The 19,257-nt window shown below is 36.2% G+C and carries 18 protein-coding genes and 3 pseudogenes; 7 read left to right on the top strand and 14 right to left on the bottom strand.

The genetic code is table 11. The annotated features are described in order from the left end of the window. Positions 1 to 138: 138 nt before the first annotated feature. From HNP81_RS22815 to HNP81_RS22775, 7 genes and pseudogenes are all read right to left on the bottom strand, one after another. Positions 139 to 310, bottom strand: a pseudogene (locus HNP81_RS22815) (tyrosine-type recombinase/integrase); the annotation flags it as partial. A gap of 391 nt (positions 311 to 701) precedes the next feature. Next, entirely contained in the window at positions 702 to 1,865 is a 1,164-nt protein-coding gene (locus tag HNP81_RS22805; protein WP_182504108.1) for an SGNH/GDSL hydrolase family protein, read from the bottom strand. A gap of 456 nt (positions 1,866 to 2,321) precedes the next feature. Further along, a pseudogene (locus tag HNP81_RS22800) lies at positions 2,322 to 2,681 on the bottom strand (PTS sugar transporter subunit IIA). A gap of 17 nt (positions 2,682 to 2,698) precedes the next feature. Then, positions 2,699 to 2,926, bottom strand: coding sequence for a hypothetical protein (locus tag HNP81_RS22790; protein WP_182504106.1), 228 nt, complete (start codon positions 2,924 to 2,926; stop codon positions 2,699 to 2,701). A gap of 58 nt (positions 2,927 to 2,984) precedes the next feature. Further along, entirely contained in the window at positions 2,985 to 3,257 is a 273-nt protein-coding gene (locus tag HNP81_RS22785; protein ID WP_182504105.1) for a PTS transporter subunit EIIB, read from the bottom strand. 18 nt (positions 3,258 to 3,275) lie between these two features. Next, positions 3,276 to 3,524, bottom strand: coding sequence for a PTS transporter subunit EIIC (locus HNP81_RS22780; RefSeq protein WP_182504104.1), 249 nt, complete (start codon positions 3,522 to 3,524; stop codon positions 3,276 to 3,278). Positions 3,525 to 4,127: 603 nt separating this feature from the next. Then, positions 4,128 to 5,675, bottom strand: a complete 1,548-nt coding sequence (locus tag HNP81_RS22775) for a primase C-terminal domain-containing protein (RefSeq protein ID WP_182504103.1) — start codon at positions 5,673 to 5,675, stop codon at positions 4,128 to 4,130. 1,095 nt (positions 5,676 to 6,770) lie between these two features. Here HNP81_RS22775 and HNP81_RS22770 point away from each other — a divergent pair. After that, entirely contained in the window at positions 6,771 to 8,630 is a 1,860-nt protein-coding gene (locus HNP81_RS22770; RefSeq protein WP_182504102.1) for a helix-turn-helix domain-containing protein, read from the top strand. Positions 8,631 to 9,156: 526 nt separating this feature from the next. Here the strand turns inward: HNP81_RS22770 and HNP81_RS24175 are convergent. The 3 genes from HNP81_RS24175 to HNP81_RS22760 are packed head-to-tail and all read right to left on the bottom strand — an operon-like array spanning position 9,157 to position 10,319. Further along, on the bottom strand, positions 9,157 to 9,318 hold the full coding sequence (locus HNP81_RS24175; protein WP_246399557.1) for a hypothetical protein: 162 nt from the start codon (positions 9,316 to 9,318) through the stop codon (positions 9,157 to 9,159). 4 nt (positions 9,319 to 9,322) lie between these two features. Next, entirely contained in the window at positions 9,323 to 9,970 is a 648-nt protein-coding gene (locus HNP81_RS22765) for an HAAS signaling domain-containing protein (protein ID WP_246399554.1), read from the bottom strand. Further along, complete coding sequence (locus HNP81_RS22760) at positions 9,957 to 10,319, bottom strand: PadR family transcriptional regulator (protein ID WP_182504101.1); 363 nt, start codon at positions 10,317 to 10,319, stop codon at positions 9,957 to 9,959. Before HNP81_RS22760 ends, HNP81_RS22765 begins: the two co-directional genes overlap by 14 nt. Before the next feature lie 352 nt (positions 10,320 to 10,671). On the opposite strand from HNP81_RS22760, the gene HNP81_RS22755 reads away from it, so the two are divergent. The 3 genes from HNP81_RS22755 to HNP81_RS22745 all read left to right on the top strand — a co-directional run bounded on the left by HNP81_RS22755 (position 10,672) and on the right by HNP81_RS22745 (position 13,930). After that, positions 10,672 to 11,814, top strand: coding sequence for a ParM/StbA family protein (locus tag HNP81_RS22755; RefSeq protein WP_028394076.1), 1,143 nt, complete (start codon positions 10,672 to 10,674; stop codon positions 11,812 to 11,814). A gap of 8 nt (positions 11,815 to 11,822) precedes the next feature. Beyond that, positions 11,823 to 12,248, top strand: a complete 426-nt coding sequence (locus HNP81_RS22750; protein ID WP_182504100.1) for a hypothetical protein — start codon at positions 11,823 to 11,825, stop codon at positions 12,246 to 12,248. Between the two features lie 998 nt (positions 12,249 to 13,246). Then, positions 13,247 to 13,930 carry a MerR family transcriptional regulator gene (locus tag HNP81_RS22745; RefSeq protein ID WP_182504099.1) on the top strand — a complete coding sequence of 228 codons (684 nt, stop codon included), beginning with the start codon at positions 13,247 to 13,249 and terminating at the stop codon, positions 13,928 to 13,930. Positions 13,931 to 14,316: 386 nt separating this feature from the next. On the opposite strand, the pseudogene HNP81_RS24170 reads toward HNP81_RS22745, so the two are convergent. After that, positions 14,317 to 14,436 (bottom strand): annotated as a pseudogene (locus HNP81_RS24170) (transcriptional regulator); the annotation flags it as partial. 115 nt (positions 14,437 to 14,551) lie between these two features. After that, on the bottom strand, positions 14,552 to 14,776 hold the full coding sequence (locus HNP81_RS22740) for a helix-turn-helix domain-containing protein (protein WP_182504098.1): 225 nt from the start codon (positions 14,774 to 14,776) through the stop codon (positions 14,552 to 14,554). A gap of 574 nt (positions 14,777 to 15,350) precedes the next feature. Between HNP81_RS22740 and HNP81_RS22735 the strand changes: the two genes are divergently transcribed. The 3 genes from HNP81_RS22735 to HNP81_RS22725 all read left to right on the top strand — a co-directional run bounded on the left by HNP81_RS22735 (position 15,351) and on the right by HNP81_RS22725 (position 17,597). Beyond that, complete coding sequence (locus HNP81_RS22735; protein WP_182504097.1) at positions 15,351 to 15,692, top strand: hypothetical protein; 342 nt, start codon at positions 15,351 to 15,353, stop codon at positions 15,690 to 15,692. 82 nt (positions 15,693 to 15,774) lie between these two features. Further along, positions 15,775 to 16,935: an FtsK/SpoIIIE domain-containing protein gene (locus HNP81_RS22730; RefSeq protein ID WP_182504096.1), complete on the top strand. Its 1,161-nt coding sequence runs from the start codon at positions 15,775 to 15,777 to the stop codon at positions 16,933 to 16,935. Beyond that, on the top strand, positions 16,935 to 17,597 hold the full coding sequence (locus HNP81_RS22725) for a replication-relaxation family protein (RefSeq protein ID WP_182504095.1): 663 nt from the start codon (positions 16,935 to 16,937) through the stop codon (positions 17,595 to 17,597). The genes HNP81_RS22730 and HNP81_RS22725 overlap by 1 nt, the downstream gene beginning before the upstream one ends. 146 nt (positions 17,598 to 17,743) lie before the next feature. On the opposite strand, the gene HNP81_RS22720 is transcribed toward HNP81_RS22725, so the two are convergent. Beyond that, positions 17,744 to 18,292, bottom strand: a complete 549-nt coding sequence (locus HNP81_RS22720) for a DUF3221 domain-containing protein (protein WP_182504094.1) — start codon at positions 18,290 to 18,292, stop codon at positions 17,744 to 17,746. 277 nt (positions 18,293 to 18,569) lie between these two features. Next, positions 18,570 to 18,983, bottom strand: a complete 414-nt coding sequence (locus HNP81_RS22715; RefSeq protein ID WP_182504093.1) for a DUF6678 family protein — start codon at positions 18,981 to 18,983, stop codon at positions 18,570 to 18,572. Positions 18,984 to 19,257 lie beyond the last annotated feature (274 nt).

Here is a 19,257-nt window from a genome sequence, read left to right as displayed (position 1 = left end):
CCAAGGCATGATCGACCTTTTCTTCACTTCTACTATAAAAAAATAGTAGTACAAACCATTGTCTTGGTTTGTACTACTAAGCTTAGTATGTTTTATATGCGCGCCTAGATTTCGATTATAGTTTAATTTATATACCTTTTAAAAATATTTACTATAAAAATCGTGTCTCAATTTGCCACTTAACTGGGCATATATTTTTGTGGACACTCTTCTTATGACCAAGTAAGCTCTGAATCACTTCAAGTGGTGCACCGTTATTAATCATATGTATAGCATAGCTGTGACGTAATTGATGAGGAAGTATATATTTTCAAATGACTGACTCTTTTATATGAAAGTTTGATTATTTCCTATCTATGTTGCTCAACAATCGCGCCCGATTGTTGAGGATCGTTATTAAAGGAAAGCACCCCTTAACGAAAGAAGAATAATAAAGCATGCTTATTTATTCATTAATTTCGTTAACCAATATATCAAATAATTTGCCATCAATATAAACTAACAATGCCCATTTCCCTGCTTCTGGTAAGACGACATTCGATGGTTTGATTTGGATATATTAGGTTTGGATTCTAAATCTGATCCCGATTGGCTTGATATATAGCCCGGATCTCTCGCGCAATTTGCGTATTGGTTTGTTCCCCATAGTAATTCCCTTTTGAGATGGTCCAGAGATTGTCACCTGGTTTTACTATGTATGACTATTTTTTCGGTTTACCCCGTTTTTTTACCAGCTTGGTGGTAACTTCTAACCCCCGACCGGTATCAATACTACTGTCGCCGAAGGTGTAGACCCTAGTGTATTTCGACGGAATGATATCATCGGCAATCGCTTTAGCAAAATTACTAACTTTACCGTTATAGACCTTTTTGAAAACACCATCATTTGTTGTAATATCAGAGTTTAAAAGGTAAGTAGCCAGGTGTTTGTGACTTCTGCTGGATAGATGGTATTCGTCATAAGTGTAGAAATCGTCAGGTTCCCAACCAGCGGCTTCGGGCTCATAATATTTGCTGTCGGTTGAGTAAATGCCATAACCGCCATAGATGTCTTCTGCATCGGTAGTAGGAAAGATATCACTGTTGTCTTCAGAGGCTAAGGCGTAACCATAGGCTGGAGCCCAGTCGGAAATCAAATAAAAGCCCATGCTTTTATATCCGAATTTTTCAAAACCCTGTTTCTCAATATTGGAACGCAATTGCTGATTGTGCCCGTAGATAACCTCTACATCGTCAGGAATGGTATCCAAAGCAAGATAATCTTCAATCTTTTGGACAACCTGTTGGTTTCTCATGTCATCAAAACTTGTCAAATCAGTACGCTTGTCCACAAAACGGTTCGGCAGCAAGATATATTTGGCGCCACCTTCTACAAGATTCTGGACCATTTTAAGTGCAAAGTCACTAGAAAGTTTCGCCGCACGTTCAGCCCCTAAATCTTCGACCGCATAAGCATCATTTCCTCCGACGCTGATAATATAGAGAGCTTTGGGATCTACTTGCCCTTTCATATCTGCGAGGAATCTTTCAGTTTGTTGTACGCCACCCCAGCCTTTCAACCAAGAGGACCAGTTGGAACGTTCATCTTTTTCGCCCTTAGTACCTTTCATGACACCAGTAAAAGCTCCGCCAACAGCATAATTTGTCAACTTATTATAATTACCAGCCAATTCATTCGCAATGTACTCAGAGAAGACCCGACCGTCAGAATAGCGACCTTTCCAGTAGTGCTCGGTTTCTGCTTTCACATACATTCCGTCAGCCGGATCAAAACCTTCTGCTGGTTGTGCTGCCATTACTTCGGGGGACACCACCGTAACAAAAAGAAGTGAAAATATTAAAGTCAATAAAGTTTTTTTCTTCATTTTCTCCCCTCCTAATTTAGTTTTTTAAGGTTCCGACACGCCGTTCACACCAATATTAGTGTAACATACATGATGTTAATATATGGGATTACTTCAAATGTTTAGTTCCTATAAAAATGTTAGGTCTAAAATACTTAACATTTTTAATTGCCAGTAATATTTGATTATGTTAATTGAATTTAAATATTTACATAACATCCTTTCAAACCCTCATTTTGAGATTAAAGAAAAAGAAAATAAAAAATTAACCTAAAGATCGATTAGAGTGATTTGCAAGTTCAATCTTTAGGTATGTTTTCTCCAATTTACTGTACAACTTTGTACTTTTTCATTTCATTCATATATGTACATGACCAGAGATTGGTTTGACAATCACTGGTCATGTACTTTGCTCCCTTGTTTCGTAGAAAGCATTTTCACTATTGATTTTAAAAAATGCTCATTTCTATTTTTCAGCTATGCATAATGTTTATTTACTATATTCTCAACATGAATCATATCTTCTTCGCCACTAACGACTTTTCCCACTTTATCAACAACTATTTCATATTGTTCTTTGTCTAAGTTCATAAAAATAATAGGTGTAACAAGTGACAATCCTTTCTCCTCTATTAAACTACGATTTACCGTAACCAATTTATCTCCTTTTCTAAAACGCTGTCCTTCTTCGACCATTACGTTAAATGGCTCACCTTTTAACGTGACAGTTTCAAGTCCAATGTGAATCAAAACTTCACAATTGTTCTTGTCTTATAATGCAATGGCGTGTTTAGTTGGGAATATACTCATGACTTCCCCATCAGATGGAGCAACAATTAGGTTTTCTTCAATCTCTATCGCAATGCTTCTCCCATCATTTTACTAGAAAAAAACTCATCAGGAATATCCTCTACGCTCATTAACGTACCAGCACATGGTGAAGCAAATTGCTCGAAAGATCTCCGAGAAGTAGCTGTTTCTTCTATAGAATCTTCCTTTTCAACATTCGACTTTGTAGGATTAATAACCGTACCATTTTTCATTAAAACTTTCATTTCTTCTTTAATTGTATCTGCTCTCATGCCGAATACAGCTTGGATATGATTCCCCTTCTCGAAAACTCCTGCAGCACCAAGTGATTTAATGACTACTTCCTACTTTGTCGACGATCTTCTTATCTTTAACAGTAATTCTTAATCGCGACATACAGGCATTTAGTTCAGTAATGTTATCCTTTCCCCCAAATGTAATAAGAACTTTTTCGGAAAGAGATCCGGCTGTAGCGATTAATTCCGCATTTTCAGTTTTGTTTTCTTCTTCTTTTTCTCTTCCTCGAGTTGCTAAGTTCCATTTTGTAATGGCAAATCGGAAGACAAAGTAATAAACTGCAGCTATAACTAAACCAACTACCATAACGAGCCACCAATCAGTTCAGTTCGGGATAACACCAAATAGGATAAAATCAATAACCCCCCCTGAGAAAGACAAGCCAATATGAATGTCTAAAAGATACATGATTAGAAAGCCCAGACCTGCAAAAATAGCATGAATGAAATAAAGAACTAGAGCTAAAAATAAAAAGCTAAATTCAAGTGGTTCTGTAATTCCACAGAATAGGGAAGTAATAGCACCTGAAGCATAATTCCCCCAACCATTTTTTTCTTTTCTGGTCTTGCACAATGATATATGGCTAGTGCTGCTGCAAGCATTGTGAACATTTTAAGTGGATACATTCCTGTCGTAAATGTTCCAGCAGTTAATTCAACATTATCCCTCAACTGGGCAAAAATTATTTTAAGCTTATTAGACGTACATTTGTTTGGCAATACTTGTAAAAGAAAATGATTTAAATTTACCATATTTTAGGAAATAAAACTTTGATGAATCACCTATTAATATCCATAATCAGATTTAAGAATCCTTGCTTCCTCGCTAGAATAATTACTTTTGCATCTCCTATTGCTTATCCAATTATTCTCATCATTCTTTCTAATAATTTATATAAGCAGCCAAAGAAATCCTATTATCACTTTAAAAACTCCTCCCACTAACTAAGCCTTAAACATGTTTAAAATCATGCATAAAATACTAAATATTTTGGTGCACATCCTCCATAAAACCGGATATAACATGCTGATAAAATACTAGCTTCATAACACCCCAAATAGATACCAGTCAAAAAGTTCTTCCCCAATAAAAAGAAAAACTAGTAAGAGAAAGCATGTTCTAGCAGACACCCAAAAGGATACTATAGATATGTAAAGGCAGACTGGCTCATTATTTTTAAGAAGTCCTTTTAACAGGTGGAGAAGCCCCAGAACTGTATAAAATATTCACTTCGTGAGTTAGCAATTCGGTTTCCAATGTAGGGAATTGGAGGGGAACAAACTGATTCGGTTCGGGAAGAAGTTCGGCAAACGAAAGCTGGGCTTGTAGAATGTGATTCTTACGTAACATCAATAAGTTCCTAAAAAGCATTGAACGGCTGCCAAGTTTTGTTCTAGCCCCCCGGCCACGACCAATCGTAAATTTTTTAAGTTTACTAGATTTCTTACAAACTTCCTTAAGCGTTGATACAGACATACCAAAGGTTTTAGCAAGACTACTCAAAGAAGCCTCCAAAAATGGCGTTTCAGGGCTTGTATGTGTATTTAAATAGGCGATGATGTCTTCTTCCCACTCCTTGTAATGGGAACGCACCCGCTCTTCACGCGGCTTTTTGAATTTATACCACCCTTCCCTTCCCTTAAATTGAGCTTGTCCATCTGTCCATAGTTCCAGTAAGTCTTCCACGTAGGAACGCTTTACTCCCTTATATTTGCCGGAATACGCACTCCTGATAATTCGTTCAAATTCTCCTTTTTTTAGTGGTTGATTCAAGTTGCTGTTAAATTGATCAAGTTCATCATAAGCTTCTTCCAGTGGCCGCTCACTCGCGTAATTGGCAAGTGCAAGCGTCATGAGCGCATTATTGCGGCTGGAGCCAAAATGTCCTTTATGGATGTGTGTAGCTCGAATAAGCGCCCGATACCAGTCTGAAGACGTTTGGTCGATCGCTGAAGCGTTCTTGTTATAAACTACTCGAAGAAAGTTTCTATTTTCCTGCTCTTCATACTGTTTAGACCAGGTTAGCAGTTGGTTTGTATTGGCAGGCTGGTCATAGAAATCCAGTACATTGTCTTCACTTGGGATGCGGTAAAAGCCGAAAGGGACACATCCGGTATCAACCGGCACAAAGCGTTTAAGTGCTTTTCGCATATTTTCCGACAGACGCTCGGCAACTCTTAAAGCTTTGTAATCTTGTTTTTTGTGTATATGAAAAGGGGTTTCCAGCACAAAAAAGACCTGGAATCCTCTTGGGGTTTCCAGCAGAAGATTAGGACGAGGCAAGCCCAATTCCTCACATCCAAGATAAAGGGCATACAGATCCACTTCCTTTGTATCGATATCAAGGCTAATTACATTGATTTGTTTTAGATTCTCACGTTCATGCCCCTTGATGATACGCCTTTTGAAGTCATAGTATGTACCACCTCGATAAGTATTAGGCGTCCAGTGAGTCAGAGCTCGATACTTTTCCTGAAGTGCTTCGTAAGAAGTCACGATATAGCCTTTTCCCTCTACAAGGTCAGCCTTACACGGCGATACAAATACCACACCTTTACGATAAGGGTTTTCGTTCATTGTATTCTCGTATTCAGCAACTCTATTTATGGACTGACTTGAGCCCTTTTTTTTATATAGACGCAAGCCATTATGGGTCATGAATTGCATGATTTCGACGATTGAAAGGAGACCTCTTTGGTAATTAGCTGCTATTGGAGTTCCCATGATTCACACCTTCTTCCTATTACTGAAATTACAAACCTATAAAGTTACAATAAATTGCGCCGATTTCCACTTCTTACATGGAACATTTTGCTGAATGAAGTATATCAAACTCGGCTTTTGAAAAATGGTGCTCTCTAAGAGAAATGCACCAAAAATAAAAAGTCCCTTGGAGCTTAGAGCCCCAAGGGATTGAAATTTTTTTATTTTTTTTTTATTATGCAAGTTCCGCTCACTTTTTGCACCAAAAAAGCCGAAAGTGTACCATTATTGCACACATTGCATATTGAACAGAATCCTACATAAGCTTGCCATGATAAGGTTCATTGGCTTACATTTTAAAAAAATACCAAACAGGTTCCGCTCATCTTTAAGGGCATGTGGTGCATTTTTGGTATACAAGTTCCGCTCACTTATTAAATAATGGTGCTAAAATTGAGTACATTTTTTTTATGTGATAGAAATGAACTGGTGCTAATGGCTATATAAATCAACGTTTTTCTTCCTACACAGGTTCCGCTCACATGTACACTAAAAATATAATTTTGGTGCATTTTCAAAACAAAATAGTATACAAGTTCCGCTCATTTTGAGATTAGTGGAGCATTTTCGTAAACATATTTCGCTTTATTAGATTTACCTAAAAAAATTTCAAGTTGGTGCTCGCCAAAATCTTTGAACTATATTTACAAATAGTTCAAAAGACAAACAAAGGGGTGGTGCATAATATCTATAAATAGTACACAGGTTCCGCTCACTTTATAATAATGGTGCGTTTCCTCTAAAACATTTTGAAGTTATTGAATCTTTTATTTAGAGAACTTGAACATATAATGATTATTTTAACGAGGATAATATTTACGTATGTCGGCTTCGTAAGACAAGTTTGGTTAATGGTGCATATGCACCATTATTTCGAAACCTGTATAGCAAATGGACCACTTTTTTCGGAACCTGTGTAGTAAATGGTGCATTATCTCTTCGAAAACTGTTCCACTCTTGCTATAATAATAAGAAAGTGGTGCATTTCAGATAAAAGAAGAGGTATTAATCTTTCCAGCCAATGGATTTCCTTCAAATAGAGAGGGTGGATTATTTTTGATATATCAGGACATACATGATCATATGATCTTGAACTATGAGTTTCTGAAAATTGCTATTTTCGAAGAAACCAAGATTTTGTTTGAAGATCGTCCATATATTCTGGCTAAATGGAAACAGGAAGCCTATCATATGACGGAGGAAGAGGTCAAAAATCAGATGCCAGACTATACAATGAGTCCAAGCTTCCGGGCCTTATTTTCATTGTTCACTCAAACATTATACTTCGAAAAACTTATAACAAAAGAAATGTTAAAAAAGGCTGTAGAAAACTATCAGGATACAATGAAGGTCATATTAGCAGGACATTTTATAAACGAATTCCCTATGGATGAGATAAAACGAAGCACGAATGAAGAGAAAATAAGTGAAGCTTTGAGCCGTGAATATATATATTCCAGTATGGATATGGATTATCATTTAATGAGAGACATTGTGACAAAGAAAAAGGACTTTAAAAAAGGAGAGACTGGTCTCTTGGCAACCGAGATTATCGACAATCGTGGAAAGGTCAGAGGATTAGCAGAAATCAGGCCCCCTCAGTCCCATGTGACTGAGCTTGCCTCAGATCAGCAGGAAATGTGGTTTGAACTTATCGAATCTACTATAAACTCATTGGATGAAATGACGGCTGACCTCTTTGATTTAATTACATACTTATGGATGGTGTCTCCTAAGTCCATTGACGGATATATAGAGTTTCATAGTAACGATGCCTTACAGCTTAGGAATCTAAAGAAACGCACAGCACAAGGCAGAGAACTGGATTTTCGTGAGGAAGATCGCTTCAATATCATGAAACGGGTGGCTGCCCTTTCAAGCATCTGGGTCTCCCTTGGCAATCAGCAGGTAAAGGTGTTTAACGCCCAAGATATCCAAGACAATGAACTTTATGAATTCAAAGATTTCCAAAGAATGTTCGAAGTTGGAAAAATCCGTGTTGCCTATGATAAAAAAACAGGAGAACCCAAAGGTATTTATGCCGTACAAGTAAAACCATCTTCTGTTCTTACACCCTACTTGGATGGACCGAATCGAACCCTTGGTTTATTAGATTTAAAGGTTTTTCAATATAGCCATTACACACAACGCGAACACAAACGGTTGACCCGTTATTTAAATATCCAGTGGAAAATCAGGACCATTAGAAGAACCTTGCAGCAACCCTTTAAAGTATCTACCTTGTTGAAAATAATGGACATATCCAATCGATATAACGGAGTGCAAAAGAGAGATAAGTTTGAAAACGTATTGGATGAATTGCAGAAAGACAGCGTGATCAGCAGCTGGAACTATACAGAAGAGATCGACGAGGAACAAGTTGGGAAAAAGGGTTGGTTCCAAAGCTATTGGACTAAACTGAGTGTACTTATTCTGCCCACAGACACTGTAGTTAATGAAAACCAGAAAAAGTTACTGATTGATTCAAATCGTTTGGTGAATGAAGAAATTATTGAACGAATGAATCAGATAAGTCACGAGAGCTCAATTACAGAAGATCTTATTTTCTCACAAAACTTTTCATTAAATGAGTTAGCTCCAACACTTGAATTAGAATCCATTGAAGATCCATCCTTCGCACAATCAAGTAAAATTAGTAAAGTTAGACAAATGGAACCGGAGCAGCAAGCGTTTCATTTGGGACCAGAACAGGAAATAAAGCTCTCTCCAGAAACAATGAAAACCATGATGGACTCCCAAAACATGAGTATCCGACAGACAGCAGAAGAAATTGGTTTTTCCCACTCTACTCTTTCGCGGTACCTAAGAGGAGAAAATAAACGCCAAAACAATAAGAACGATGAAAAAATGCTTAATTGGTTAAAAGAAAAACAACGGCATCACTCTTCCTTGTGAAATAGGTTAGAGTGTTGCCGTTTGTTTATATCCCCTTTATTGTCGCAACAAAAGTTTTTTGTATATTAACAATGAAATTATTTGATGTTAAAATCCCATGTAAGCAGGATCCGTTCTCATTTTAAGACCCGGTTATACAAACGCTTATAGGAGACTTTCTTTCTCCTTTTGAGTTGGCGGATGCAGTTATATTACTTGTTCCTAAAATTATGAGACTGAACATTAGTAATGAAAGAGAAAACCTTTGGTTCATTTCCATTCACCCATCCTAAAATTATAGCCCAATACATTTTAAACTAACCTTTATTCTAGTTACCTGCCTGTTTGTTCAATAAGAAAAAGGCAGCCACAGCAACCCCTTATCATGCTATAGCACCAGATAGTTTAAGTGCATTTATTCACATAGTTTAATGAAATCTTATTATAAATGTTTACTTTTTCATAATCGATGGATGCTAATGATAATTATTCATTAATAAACGCATGATTGAAAATAATCATATTCAACCATGCGTCATTGAAAATACTATTTTTTTCGTGCTCTAATAAATCCGTCCACAGCGTCCCACACTAAACCAAAAATAAGCAGAATGAGAATCCAAAATGTTAACTGATTCCACACCTTAGTTACGATATCAAACGCTTCAGAACCAACTGTAATTACACCAGCTTCTACCAATTCGCTCATAAATTCAGGATTTCAAAAATGGAACTATGCCACTAAATTCGTCATGGAATACCCAAATTCCAAAATATTCACTTGAAAAGGCTAAAAATACAATGATAATAGCGTAAATAACAATCCCGACTATTGATTCCCCACGTTTGATTTGTCTTTTTTCATCCGGAATTGGAGGTAAATCGGATGGCTTCCACTCCTGCTTCTGCAAATCCCTTTGCTTGATACCGACCAACTCACCCATTGCAAAACTATATGTCGTCCAACCGAAAGCTATCGGAAGTCCAGTAACCAACGAAACAATCATTTCAATAAAATGATCCAGAATAGAAACAGGATTTAGTATAGTCTGGATTAAAAAGCCGACACCGATAGAGGCACCTACAACAATTAGAACAATCTTCAATATTAAAATATAGGTATCAAAAAGTTCTGGGCCAATTAAATATTTCTTTGCACCCCTATATTTATCGGCTAACTTCCTTGGGCTACCTAGTTCCAATAATACTTCCTCTACATCACTTGCTTTCAAACTTTCCCTTCCAACTCGTTCCTCCAGCATATCTTCTATTAACCCATGAAGCTCATTAGCGATATCCTTTCGCTGAGTATGTGGCAGCTTTTGGATAACCGCATAAATATACCGATCAACCATCTCCATCCACATCATCTCCTTTATTTTCAATTAAATGATTTAGGCTAGCTACAATACTTCTCCATTCAACAACAAGTAAATCAAAAACTTCTTTTCCCGTTTCACTCAGTAAATAATATTTCCTCGGTCTAGCTTCATTCGTATCCCATTTACTTACCAAGAGCCCTTGTTTTTCAAACCTTCTTAGCAATGGATATAATGTACCAGGCTCAACATGTATCCCCTTTTCACTAAGCATCGTTACAAGAGAATATCCATATTGTGGTTCATAAAGTTGGCTTAGTACACCAATTGAAATTGTACCTCGTCTCAATTCCAGCAATATTTTATCTAAATGTTCATTTGCATTAGACATATGATCAACTCCTGATTTAATTATATTGTATGCTGCACACTATTATAAAGTTCGCATTATTTTACAATGTTTACAATATCCTTCTTCAACTATCCTGACAGTTAGCTTAAGTATATTTCTTCACAAACTTAACAATATTTCAACATAAATATCCAGTTTTCCTTAAAGGTTTTTTTCAATTATATGGCCCTTTAATTGAATATCATAACTAGCTTTTTTAAACACCCTTATTGTCATAAAATTCCCTTTGCATACATTTTGCATTCAAACTTGAAAATTGCATACAAAAAGCATACAATAGAGTTAGATTTAATATGAAAATAAATGAAACTAAGGAGGAATCTACTAAACTATGGCTAGATTCGTATCAATTGATATTGGAAATGATGCTGTTAAGGGCTTTTTAGGAGATCTTACTAACCGGATATACATACCCAACGTAATAGCAAATGTGCAAAATCGAGAAATTGTTGAAATGGAAAAAAATTCGTTACATGCCTTACACGTAGAAATTACATCCTCTGCTTTAAAAAATAAAAATGGTAGTTTTGCAGTCGGAAAACTGGCTTCTAAATACCCGAATAATGACGAATTGACTCCCGACCAGGATAAAGCCGACAGTGATCAACCAGTTATTATGTTATTAACAACCCTTGCTTATGATGCGATAGAGCAATTTCCAGAAGAAGATGGTGTAATAGAAGCAACTTATTATTTATCTACGGGATTGCCCTTAGATGAAACTAAACAAGGCAAAGCAAAAGATTTCAGAAAAAAGCTAAAAAACTCGCAGCATGAAGTAAAATTTTTAAAAACACCTTCACTAGAAGGAAAAATTGTGCGGATAAAGTTTGAACAAGTACTTGTAAATACAGAAGGATTTGCCGCATTTGTAGATTTAACGACAAATAATGATGGTTCCACTAAAAACGAAGAGCTTTTAGGAAAAACGATACTAATCAACGATATAGGCGGTCTTTCAACGGACTCTGCGATTATTACGGATGAAGCTGAAGTAGACAATGAATATAGCAACGGGATAAAAAGAGGTGTATCCACGTATTTAGATACTATAATTCGGAAGGTATATTCTAAATATAAATACTCTATTAAAAGCAGACGGACTCTAGTTGAAATCATCACAAACGAGCAACCCGAAGAACAATATCATATTTGGGTCAATGGAACTCGAGTTTCTATTAAAGATATCATTGATGAAGAATTATCTGTTTTAGCAAAAGAAGAATATAAGTTAATCAAAGATATGTGGCGTAATGTACCAGATATTAGACTTGCTTATCAAACAGGCGGTGGCTCCCTAGTCTTGAAGCCTTACCTTACTAAACTAAATCAAGATGATAAAAACTACCCTCTTCGATTCGTATCTGAAGACGATAGTGTATGGATGATTGCTCGTGCTTATTTCAAAATTCTACTTATGTATGCAAACACCAAAGGGATTACAACACAAAATACCACGTTAACAAAAGCGTGAACTGAAAAATGGGACAATTTGAGCCTGGAAAATCTCTTTCGTTTCGATTACCGTCTGATACCCCTTCACATGTACTTAAATACTTAACAGACAACAAGAAAGAAGCTGGTAGAAAATTTAGTAGCAATATAGCTTCGATTTTTATTGATGCTGTATCACAAAAAGCTTTAAGTATTTCAAACGGTAATCAAATGAACGTCCCCCTTCCTAAAGGGCTAACATCTGAAGAATTAGATTGGTTAAATCATCCGCATACAAAAGCATTAATTAGCCAGCTCCTATATCAAGTCGTTAAAAAACCTTATTCACCATTTGATCTAAATCATCAACCCGAAAAAATTGAGGCAGAATATCCCCCTGCCTTTAAAGCAAATGCAGCCATACAAAATTTCGCTCAAAAGGCATTCTTGGATTTTGACGATGACGACGATTAACCCCCTTCTATTCATAGGGGGTTTTTCATTAGACAAAAATAGTCATAATTTGATATAAAAATTATGACTAACAGCTCAAATATTTTATAAATCAAGTCTACATATAGACCTCACACTACCGATACTCTACATATACAGAATCTAATGTATTCCACATGTAGCTAGTTGTCTACATGTAGAGTTTTATAAATTCACTTTTTCACTACTGATGATGACAAGGATTAACCTCCTTAAATACATATCCTATTTTCAGCTAAACCAAAACAGTAGTTATCATTTGATGTAAAGTATTATGAAATACAGTTCAAATATCGTATAATTCTACATATAGACTACACGCTACATATACTTTACAAATCCCTTGAAAATGTAGACCATTCGTGGGCAATGGTCTACAAATAGAATCTTATAAATACTCACTTTCATCACTGATGATAATAAGGTTTAGCTGTATTTACATAGGAAGATTTTCATGAACAATTTAGTCAGTCATACTGGATACAAGATACTATTGATAGCAAATCAAATACCTTTTTAATCAGGTGTACATATAGTCCACACGCTACATATACTTTACATCCTCCCAACAAATGTAGACCACACATAGACAATGGTCTACATGTAGAATCTAATATATACCCATTCTCATTATTGACTCATTAGAGGATTTCCCCACTTACAGAGGGAAGTTTTCTATAGACAAAAATAGTCATAATTTGTTGCAGGTTATTATGAATAGCAAGTCAAATACCTTATTAATTAGGGATACATATAGACCATACATTCATTACATGATGAATAGTAACCTTCAATATTTTATTTTATTTTAACTATCTATTATAATGTTTAGTGTTATTGTGTGCCACAAGTGGTCTATGGTCTACTTATAGACTAAATATAGGTCTAAAAATATCAGTAAAACAAATGGCGTCATAACTTTTTGAATGTCATCCAATAGAAACTCTACGCAAATAAAATTTAAAAAGGAGGTAAAAAAAATGAATGCTCCGAAGCATTGGAAAATTAGTGATTTTGTAGAAGAATTAAGAAAAAATCTAGATATCCCAAACATACATATTAATACAGTTGATGGCTGGTTTAAACGGCTAGAAAATGATCGAATCCATTATATCAACCGTACTGTAGAAACAAATGAAAAAATTTATGATGAATTAGATTTGAAGATTGCCATTTTTATAAAGCAAAAAAGAGAAGAAAAGTGGGCCCTCGGAGCTATTTCTAGAGAGCTGACCAACTTTACGAGTTTAAGACCATTTCCTACCAAAGAAGAAAAACCAGCACCATATGTAGACAACATAGAGGCCCTAAAGAACAAAATTACTGAGGAAGTCAAAAAAACATTTGCAGAACTTGCTGCGACGCAAATGGAAGAACTAAAAAATCAATATAATCAATTACTAACTACTTTACCGAAACAACCATCCCCAGAGGAACAAAGAACAAAAAGATTTGAAGAGTTAATGCTACAAAAAAAAATCGAACGGAAACTCGAAGAAGATGCAGAAAAAATCTGGTCAGAACTTCCTGAAACAGAACGCCTGAAAAAGGTTGGATTCTTTAGGAAAGAAGTAGATTTAGAAAAGAAAAACGAGTTTATACGAAACTATAAGAATGACCATTTTGAAAGTTATTTAAAAACTGAAATGGGATTAGAAATATAATAAATTTAAACTTATTAACTGTTTATATGTAATTATTAAAAGTAAGCATAATGGTCACTTAGGAAACTCTCCCTTGAAGTATAAGAATTCTTGGGGGAGTTAGTTGATTCTGCTACTTTACTATTGCCTTGTTTATATTATATATTCTAGCGAGATTTATTTTAAAATAAACATTTAGAATAAATTTTTATTTATTATTGACTTAGAAGTTACCTTTACGTAATCTTCATTCCCCTACAAAACACCATCCCCAAAACGCTATTTTATCAGCATTCATAGGGGAGAAAAGTAGAGACTTATCAATCTATTTTACGTACTACAATGTGTTATGCCTTAGGAAGTGAAAGCAGAGTAAATGATCCATTATGGTTTCTGCCTCGTATTATTTACATACTCCAGAAGTCGTCATAATCCACCTTATATCCCGCTTTTTTCAATGCTTTAATAATCTTTGAGGCGTTCTTCATAGACGGTTTATTTTCATCTGACTGCGTTATTCTGCTAATACGATACGACTGAATTTTAGGGGGGGGGGGAAAAGCCCAACAACCCCTAAGGTAAAATGTCCTTTTTTACTGCATTTCACATTTTAAATGGAGTTAGATGGCCTTTTTTAGACATCTATATATCAAAAAAATCTTCTGTTTTAGCGTTAGGATCCAGCTGCCGGATCGCCTCCATAATCTTCTTAATTGTGTTTGCTGTAGGTAGATAAGTGGAGTCTGAACAAATCTTCCCTACTGTATTCCGATTAACCTTTGAAACCTTTGATAGTTCTTGTATGGAATATCCGTGTTTCGCTATAAATTTCCCTACTTTTGATTGTGGCTTACCTAATCCCCACATGATTTTAACCTCCTGGTTAGACCTTCTTGAAAACCATCCTTGACCAAAATGCAAAAAAATATTCTCGTGATGCAAAAAAAAGTTTGCAACATGGACAAGCAGTGCAACATAGGCTCTTATCAAGGCAGGTGATTTGGTAGTTAGCAACTTCTGGCCAAAGTAATTACCAAAGTATCTACCTTGCTACCCTTACCAAAGTAATGAACCAATCCGGATTGATATAAAAGGAAATTCAAAAGTGTTTAGAATGAGCCGAAAAGCGAATGGGGGGGAGAGTGCAAGAGGAGGAAAATAAAAATTCACCTAACTATCACCCTACTTTTACCTAACCTTTTTGATGCATCACGCAAGTTCACTCAAAGGAAGAAAAAAGGATACTTAACGGGATACTTAAGAGGATACTGAGTATCCCGTTAAGTATCCTCTTAAGTATCCTCTTAGGTATCCATTTTCACTCCATAAAACGTTTATATACCAAGGTTCACAAGATTTATGTAACTAATTCCCAAATGGTTAAAAATCAAGGTGTGACTTATTTCGTAATCCTGTGCACCTTTAAAAAGGGGTTTTGAACATGCCATTTTTACTTAATGTACCTTTTGTTGCGAATCGGATTGAAACTATAGATTTTAAAGCATTCATGAATAAAGATTGGGCAAAGAACGTCACGACTGGTAAAAATTCACCTGTCCTTTATTCACTCATCCCATTACATCCTGCAGCATTGATTGACCCAGTTTTCATCGGTATCGGTGCTGCTGTTCTCCTGATTGCGTTAATAGAAAAAGGGTTAGCTGATACAGGTAATGTTTCAATAGCAGCCCTTATCTCTGCTTTCCTTCGCATCGCTTTTCCCGCAGCTGGCATGGCAGCGTTATGGTACCTGGTCAATGATTTAAAATTCCTGTTCTGGTAGGTCTGGTCCACGATGTACAAGAGTGAAAAACAGAAGTTCACCCTGAACCAGCGTCTTAAATTAAATCATTTGAGGTGAGCATATGAAAATGTGGTTAGCGAAACATAGAGCAAAAGCAGAGCTTGTGAAAGCATTTAGGAATGGGGAAATAGGTAACCGGTATTCTTACGGGTCCAACTCTGGTCTTGTTTATCCAAAGATTCTTTCCGTGAATATCAGTCGGAAGGAAAAGTCGCTGACATATATATTTTCAATTCCTACTGGCATGGATCCAAAGGAAATTAAGAAGAAGGAATATTGTTTCATGCAAGTATTCGGAGAAAAGATTGAGATTAAAGGAGACACCAAGGTTTTTACGCTCAAGGTGTACGTAGGTAACGATTCAAACCTTATCCGTTATGACGCTGATTTGTTCCGAGAACAAGCGAATAAGATGCGTTTACCTATCGTCTGTGGCACTGATATGAACGGCGCTAACGTGCTATATGACATGGTGGAACACCCTCATTTGCTTATAGCAGGCGAAACAGGATCAGGTAAATCCACTCAACTGCGCTCAATTTTGAGCTCGTTAATCCAATTTAAAAATCCGGACCGCCTGCAGCTGTACTTATGTGATCTAAAGCGTTCTGAATTTCATATATTCCGCAGGGTGAAACATGTTCAATCCGTTCTTGTAAGTCCTGTCGATATGACAGCAATGCTTGCGTACCTCAGCGAGGAATTAAAAAAACGTGGCGATTTGTTAGACGCTCACGAGTTATCGCATATCGATGATTTGCCAGACCCTCCACCTTATATTGTTCTTTGTATTGATGAAGTTGCTTTGTTACGAAAAGAGAAAGTAATCATGGCTATCGTAGAGGACATAAGCGCTATCGGCAGGGCTTTAGGCATCTTCTTAATCCTTTCCATGCAAAGACCAGATGCAAAACTCTTAGAGGGTGCTTTAAAGAACAATTTAACCGTTCGAATGGGGTTTAAGTGTGCTGACCTGATTAACGCAAGAATTATCGGTACACCGGGAAGTGAAAAATTGAAGGAAAACGGAAGGATGTTGCTAAAGTTGCAAGGTCAAGACGGATTAAAAGAGATACAGGCTCCATATTTAGGCTTAGACGAGGCAAAAAGTATTTTAGAGAGTCATAAGTCACCTTTTACTAAAAAGCCTTTTAAGGAGCCTTCTAAGTCTTCTGACAATGATTCACAAATTATTGATTCTATATTCGAGGTGTTGGACTAATGAGAAAACGAGATTTGAACATTTTAGCTGACCTGACGCGTTTTCGCTGCATGACAAGGGACGACATTATCACTCTGCATTTCGAAGGTCTTCGGAACCCCATAACATGCTGCAATACGGTTCTGAAGAGGTTGCGAAGAGACGGTTACGTTGAAGTGAATACATCGCAGCATCCATACATTTACTTTCCTTCTCCAACTTCCATAAAAAAAGACTCTGCAAAGATTCCACACTTCCTTAAAATCGTTGAATTTTATAAGTCACTGCTGAAATTTGAGCCATCCTCACAATTCATAGTCGAACCTAAATACGGAAAAGGTTATATGGAACCAGATGCTTTTATGATCTGGAAACGTGCGCCATTCTTCGTGGAAATTCAACGCTCAGTATATTCCGAAAAGGTTATGAATGAAAAGTTTATTCGCTATGTCACGTATTATATGAGTAATGAATGGAAGCAAGAATCGTGGCAGCCGGCTGACAAAAAGGTTTTCCCTAAGATTATCCTGATTACCGACACCCGCTATAATTTACCGCGTCATTCAGGCGTCCAATTCTTTCAAGTTCAGGATATAAAACAGTTTTTAGTGTTTGCTGCTAAAACAAGAGAGCAAAAAACAGAATCGCCAAATATAAACGAAATCAAGATAAATATTGGGTAACGGGAGGAGAGGAGCCAATGTCTCCTCCTTCCTTAGTTAAAATAAGGAGTTTTTCTGAATGTATGATTTTCGTTATTTTCGTACATTCAGAAGACCACAATTTGTGGTCTTCTCCTCTCTCTCCGAACAAACTTCTTGCCTCATGATTATTTATCATCTATATCAAATTCGTACATACTTTCATCTTGTTTAATATCTACTATCCAAGTATCCTTTTCCTTATCATAAGTTACATTTCTAATAGCAGCTATCCAATTTGATGTAGATTCTGACTCAAGTTCTTTTAATGCTTTACGAACTACTTGCGATTCTGATAAATCGGCTTTATCTGGTTTATATTCTGGGAGAACCGTCACTTTTTTTGCTTTTCCTTGACCAGGATAGGATTCCAATATTGGGCCATCGGTTTCAACAAGCACTCTTTGACCGACCTCTAGCTCCTCAGAAGCTTTCGGATAATGATAACTAACTGCACCAAAAAATTCTTTTTCTCCACCATTCGAACTAAAATCGCTAGGGATAGCGTTTACCACCATCATTCCTTGTTCTCCTATACTTAGAACATAAAGCCCTTCCTTCGAAGCTTTATCACTTGTATCCGCATTTGAATCCGTCTTTTCTGTATGGCCATTTAATGAGCAACCCATCAATAACACTATGAGCGATACTATAAGAAAACCTTTGCCTTTTTTCATTTATCGGACACCTCCCCATTTTTTCTATATAATTCCACTTTATCATTTCCTTGTTCAACAATCCTGCCTTTAGTTGAAGAAGAGGGCTTCTTCTTCAACACCCATTTTCTTAATAAGCTAGATTAAAAAACTCTCTTATTTTATTTCCAGAAAAGTTTACATAATCACCCTTATCGGTATTAAAAAAGGATCTTCAACCGAAGATCCTTTTACCTGCTTGTTAAATTAAAGCACCAGTTTGTTTAGATACACGATTTCACAAAGAAATACATTTTGTCTAACTAAAAATATCTGTACTCCTTATGTAACCATATATTCGGATTATACTGTCTTCATTAACAAAAGGAATTTTAAGTTTATTGAGCAATTGAATGAATTCGTCTGTGTAATCTGTTACTTCAGGTTCCAACAGCCGTCCCTTAGAACTCGTAAATTTCAGATTTACTCTAATCCATTCTACGGCAAAAAAAGGTTCAAGCCCTTCTTCCCAATCTCCCGAATACCAATTTTCTTCTCCAAAATCTTCAGGATTAGCGTAATCATCAACTAAAAACTTTACCTGAAAAGAAGGGGTTATTGGGAATTCCTCCATAACAGCCGATTGTAATCCTCTCCATTTCGTATTATTCATTACGGAACTTAACTGTCGTTCATTTATCGCTTGCTGAACCTTAATCTTGTAGTCTTCCACTTAAATAATGTCCTCCTTGTTTTGCTAAACTGCACCTATAGCTTAAGTACAATTGTTCACAAACATAATTTTCTTAAGATTCTTCCTCCATTAAATGGCCCTTTAGTTGAATAATGATTTAAAGTATCACATGAATACTCTATACAAATCTAGTTAACATAAAGTCAAAAGGATCTTCGGTTTGGTCTTATCCCCGTCAAGTAGACAATTAATAAAAAGGTTCACTTATTAGGCAGCCTTAGCTCTATATTCAGTAGGGCTGAGGTTATTTAAT

Source organism: Peribacillus huizhouensis (assembly GCF_014138605.1).
Taxonomy (GTDB): Bacteria; Bacillota; Bacilli; order Bacillales; family DSM-1321; genus Peribacillus; species Peribacillus huizhouensis.
This window is presented reverse-complemented; position numbering and strand designations above follow the sequence as displayed.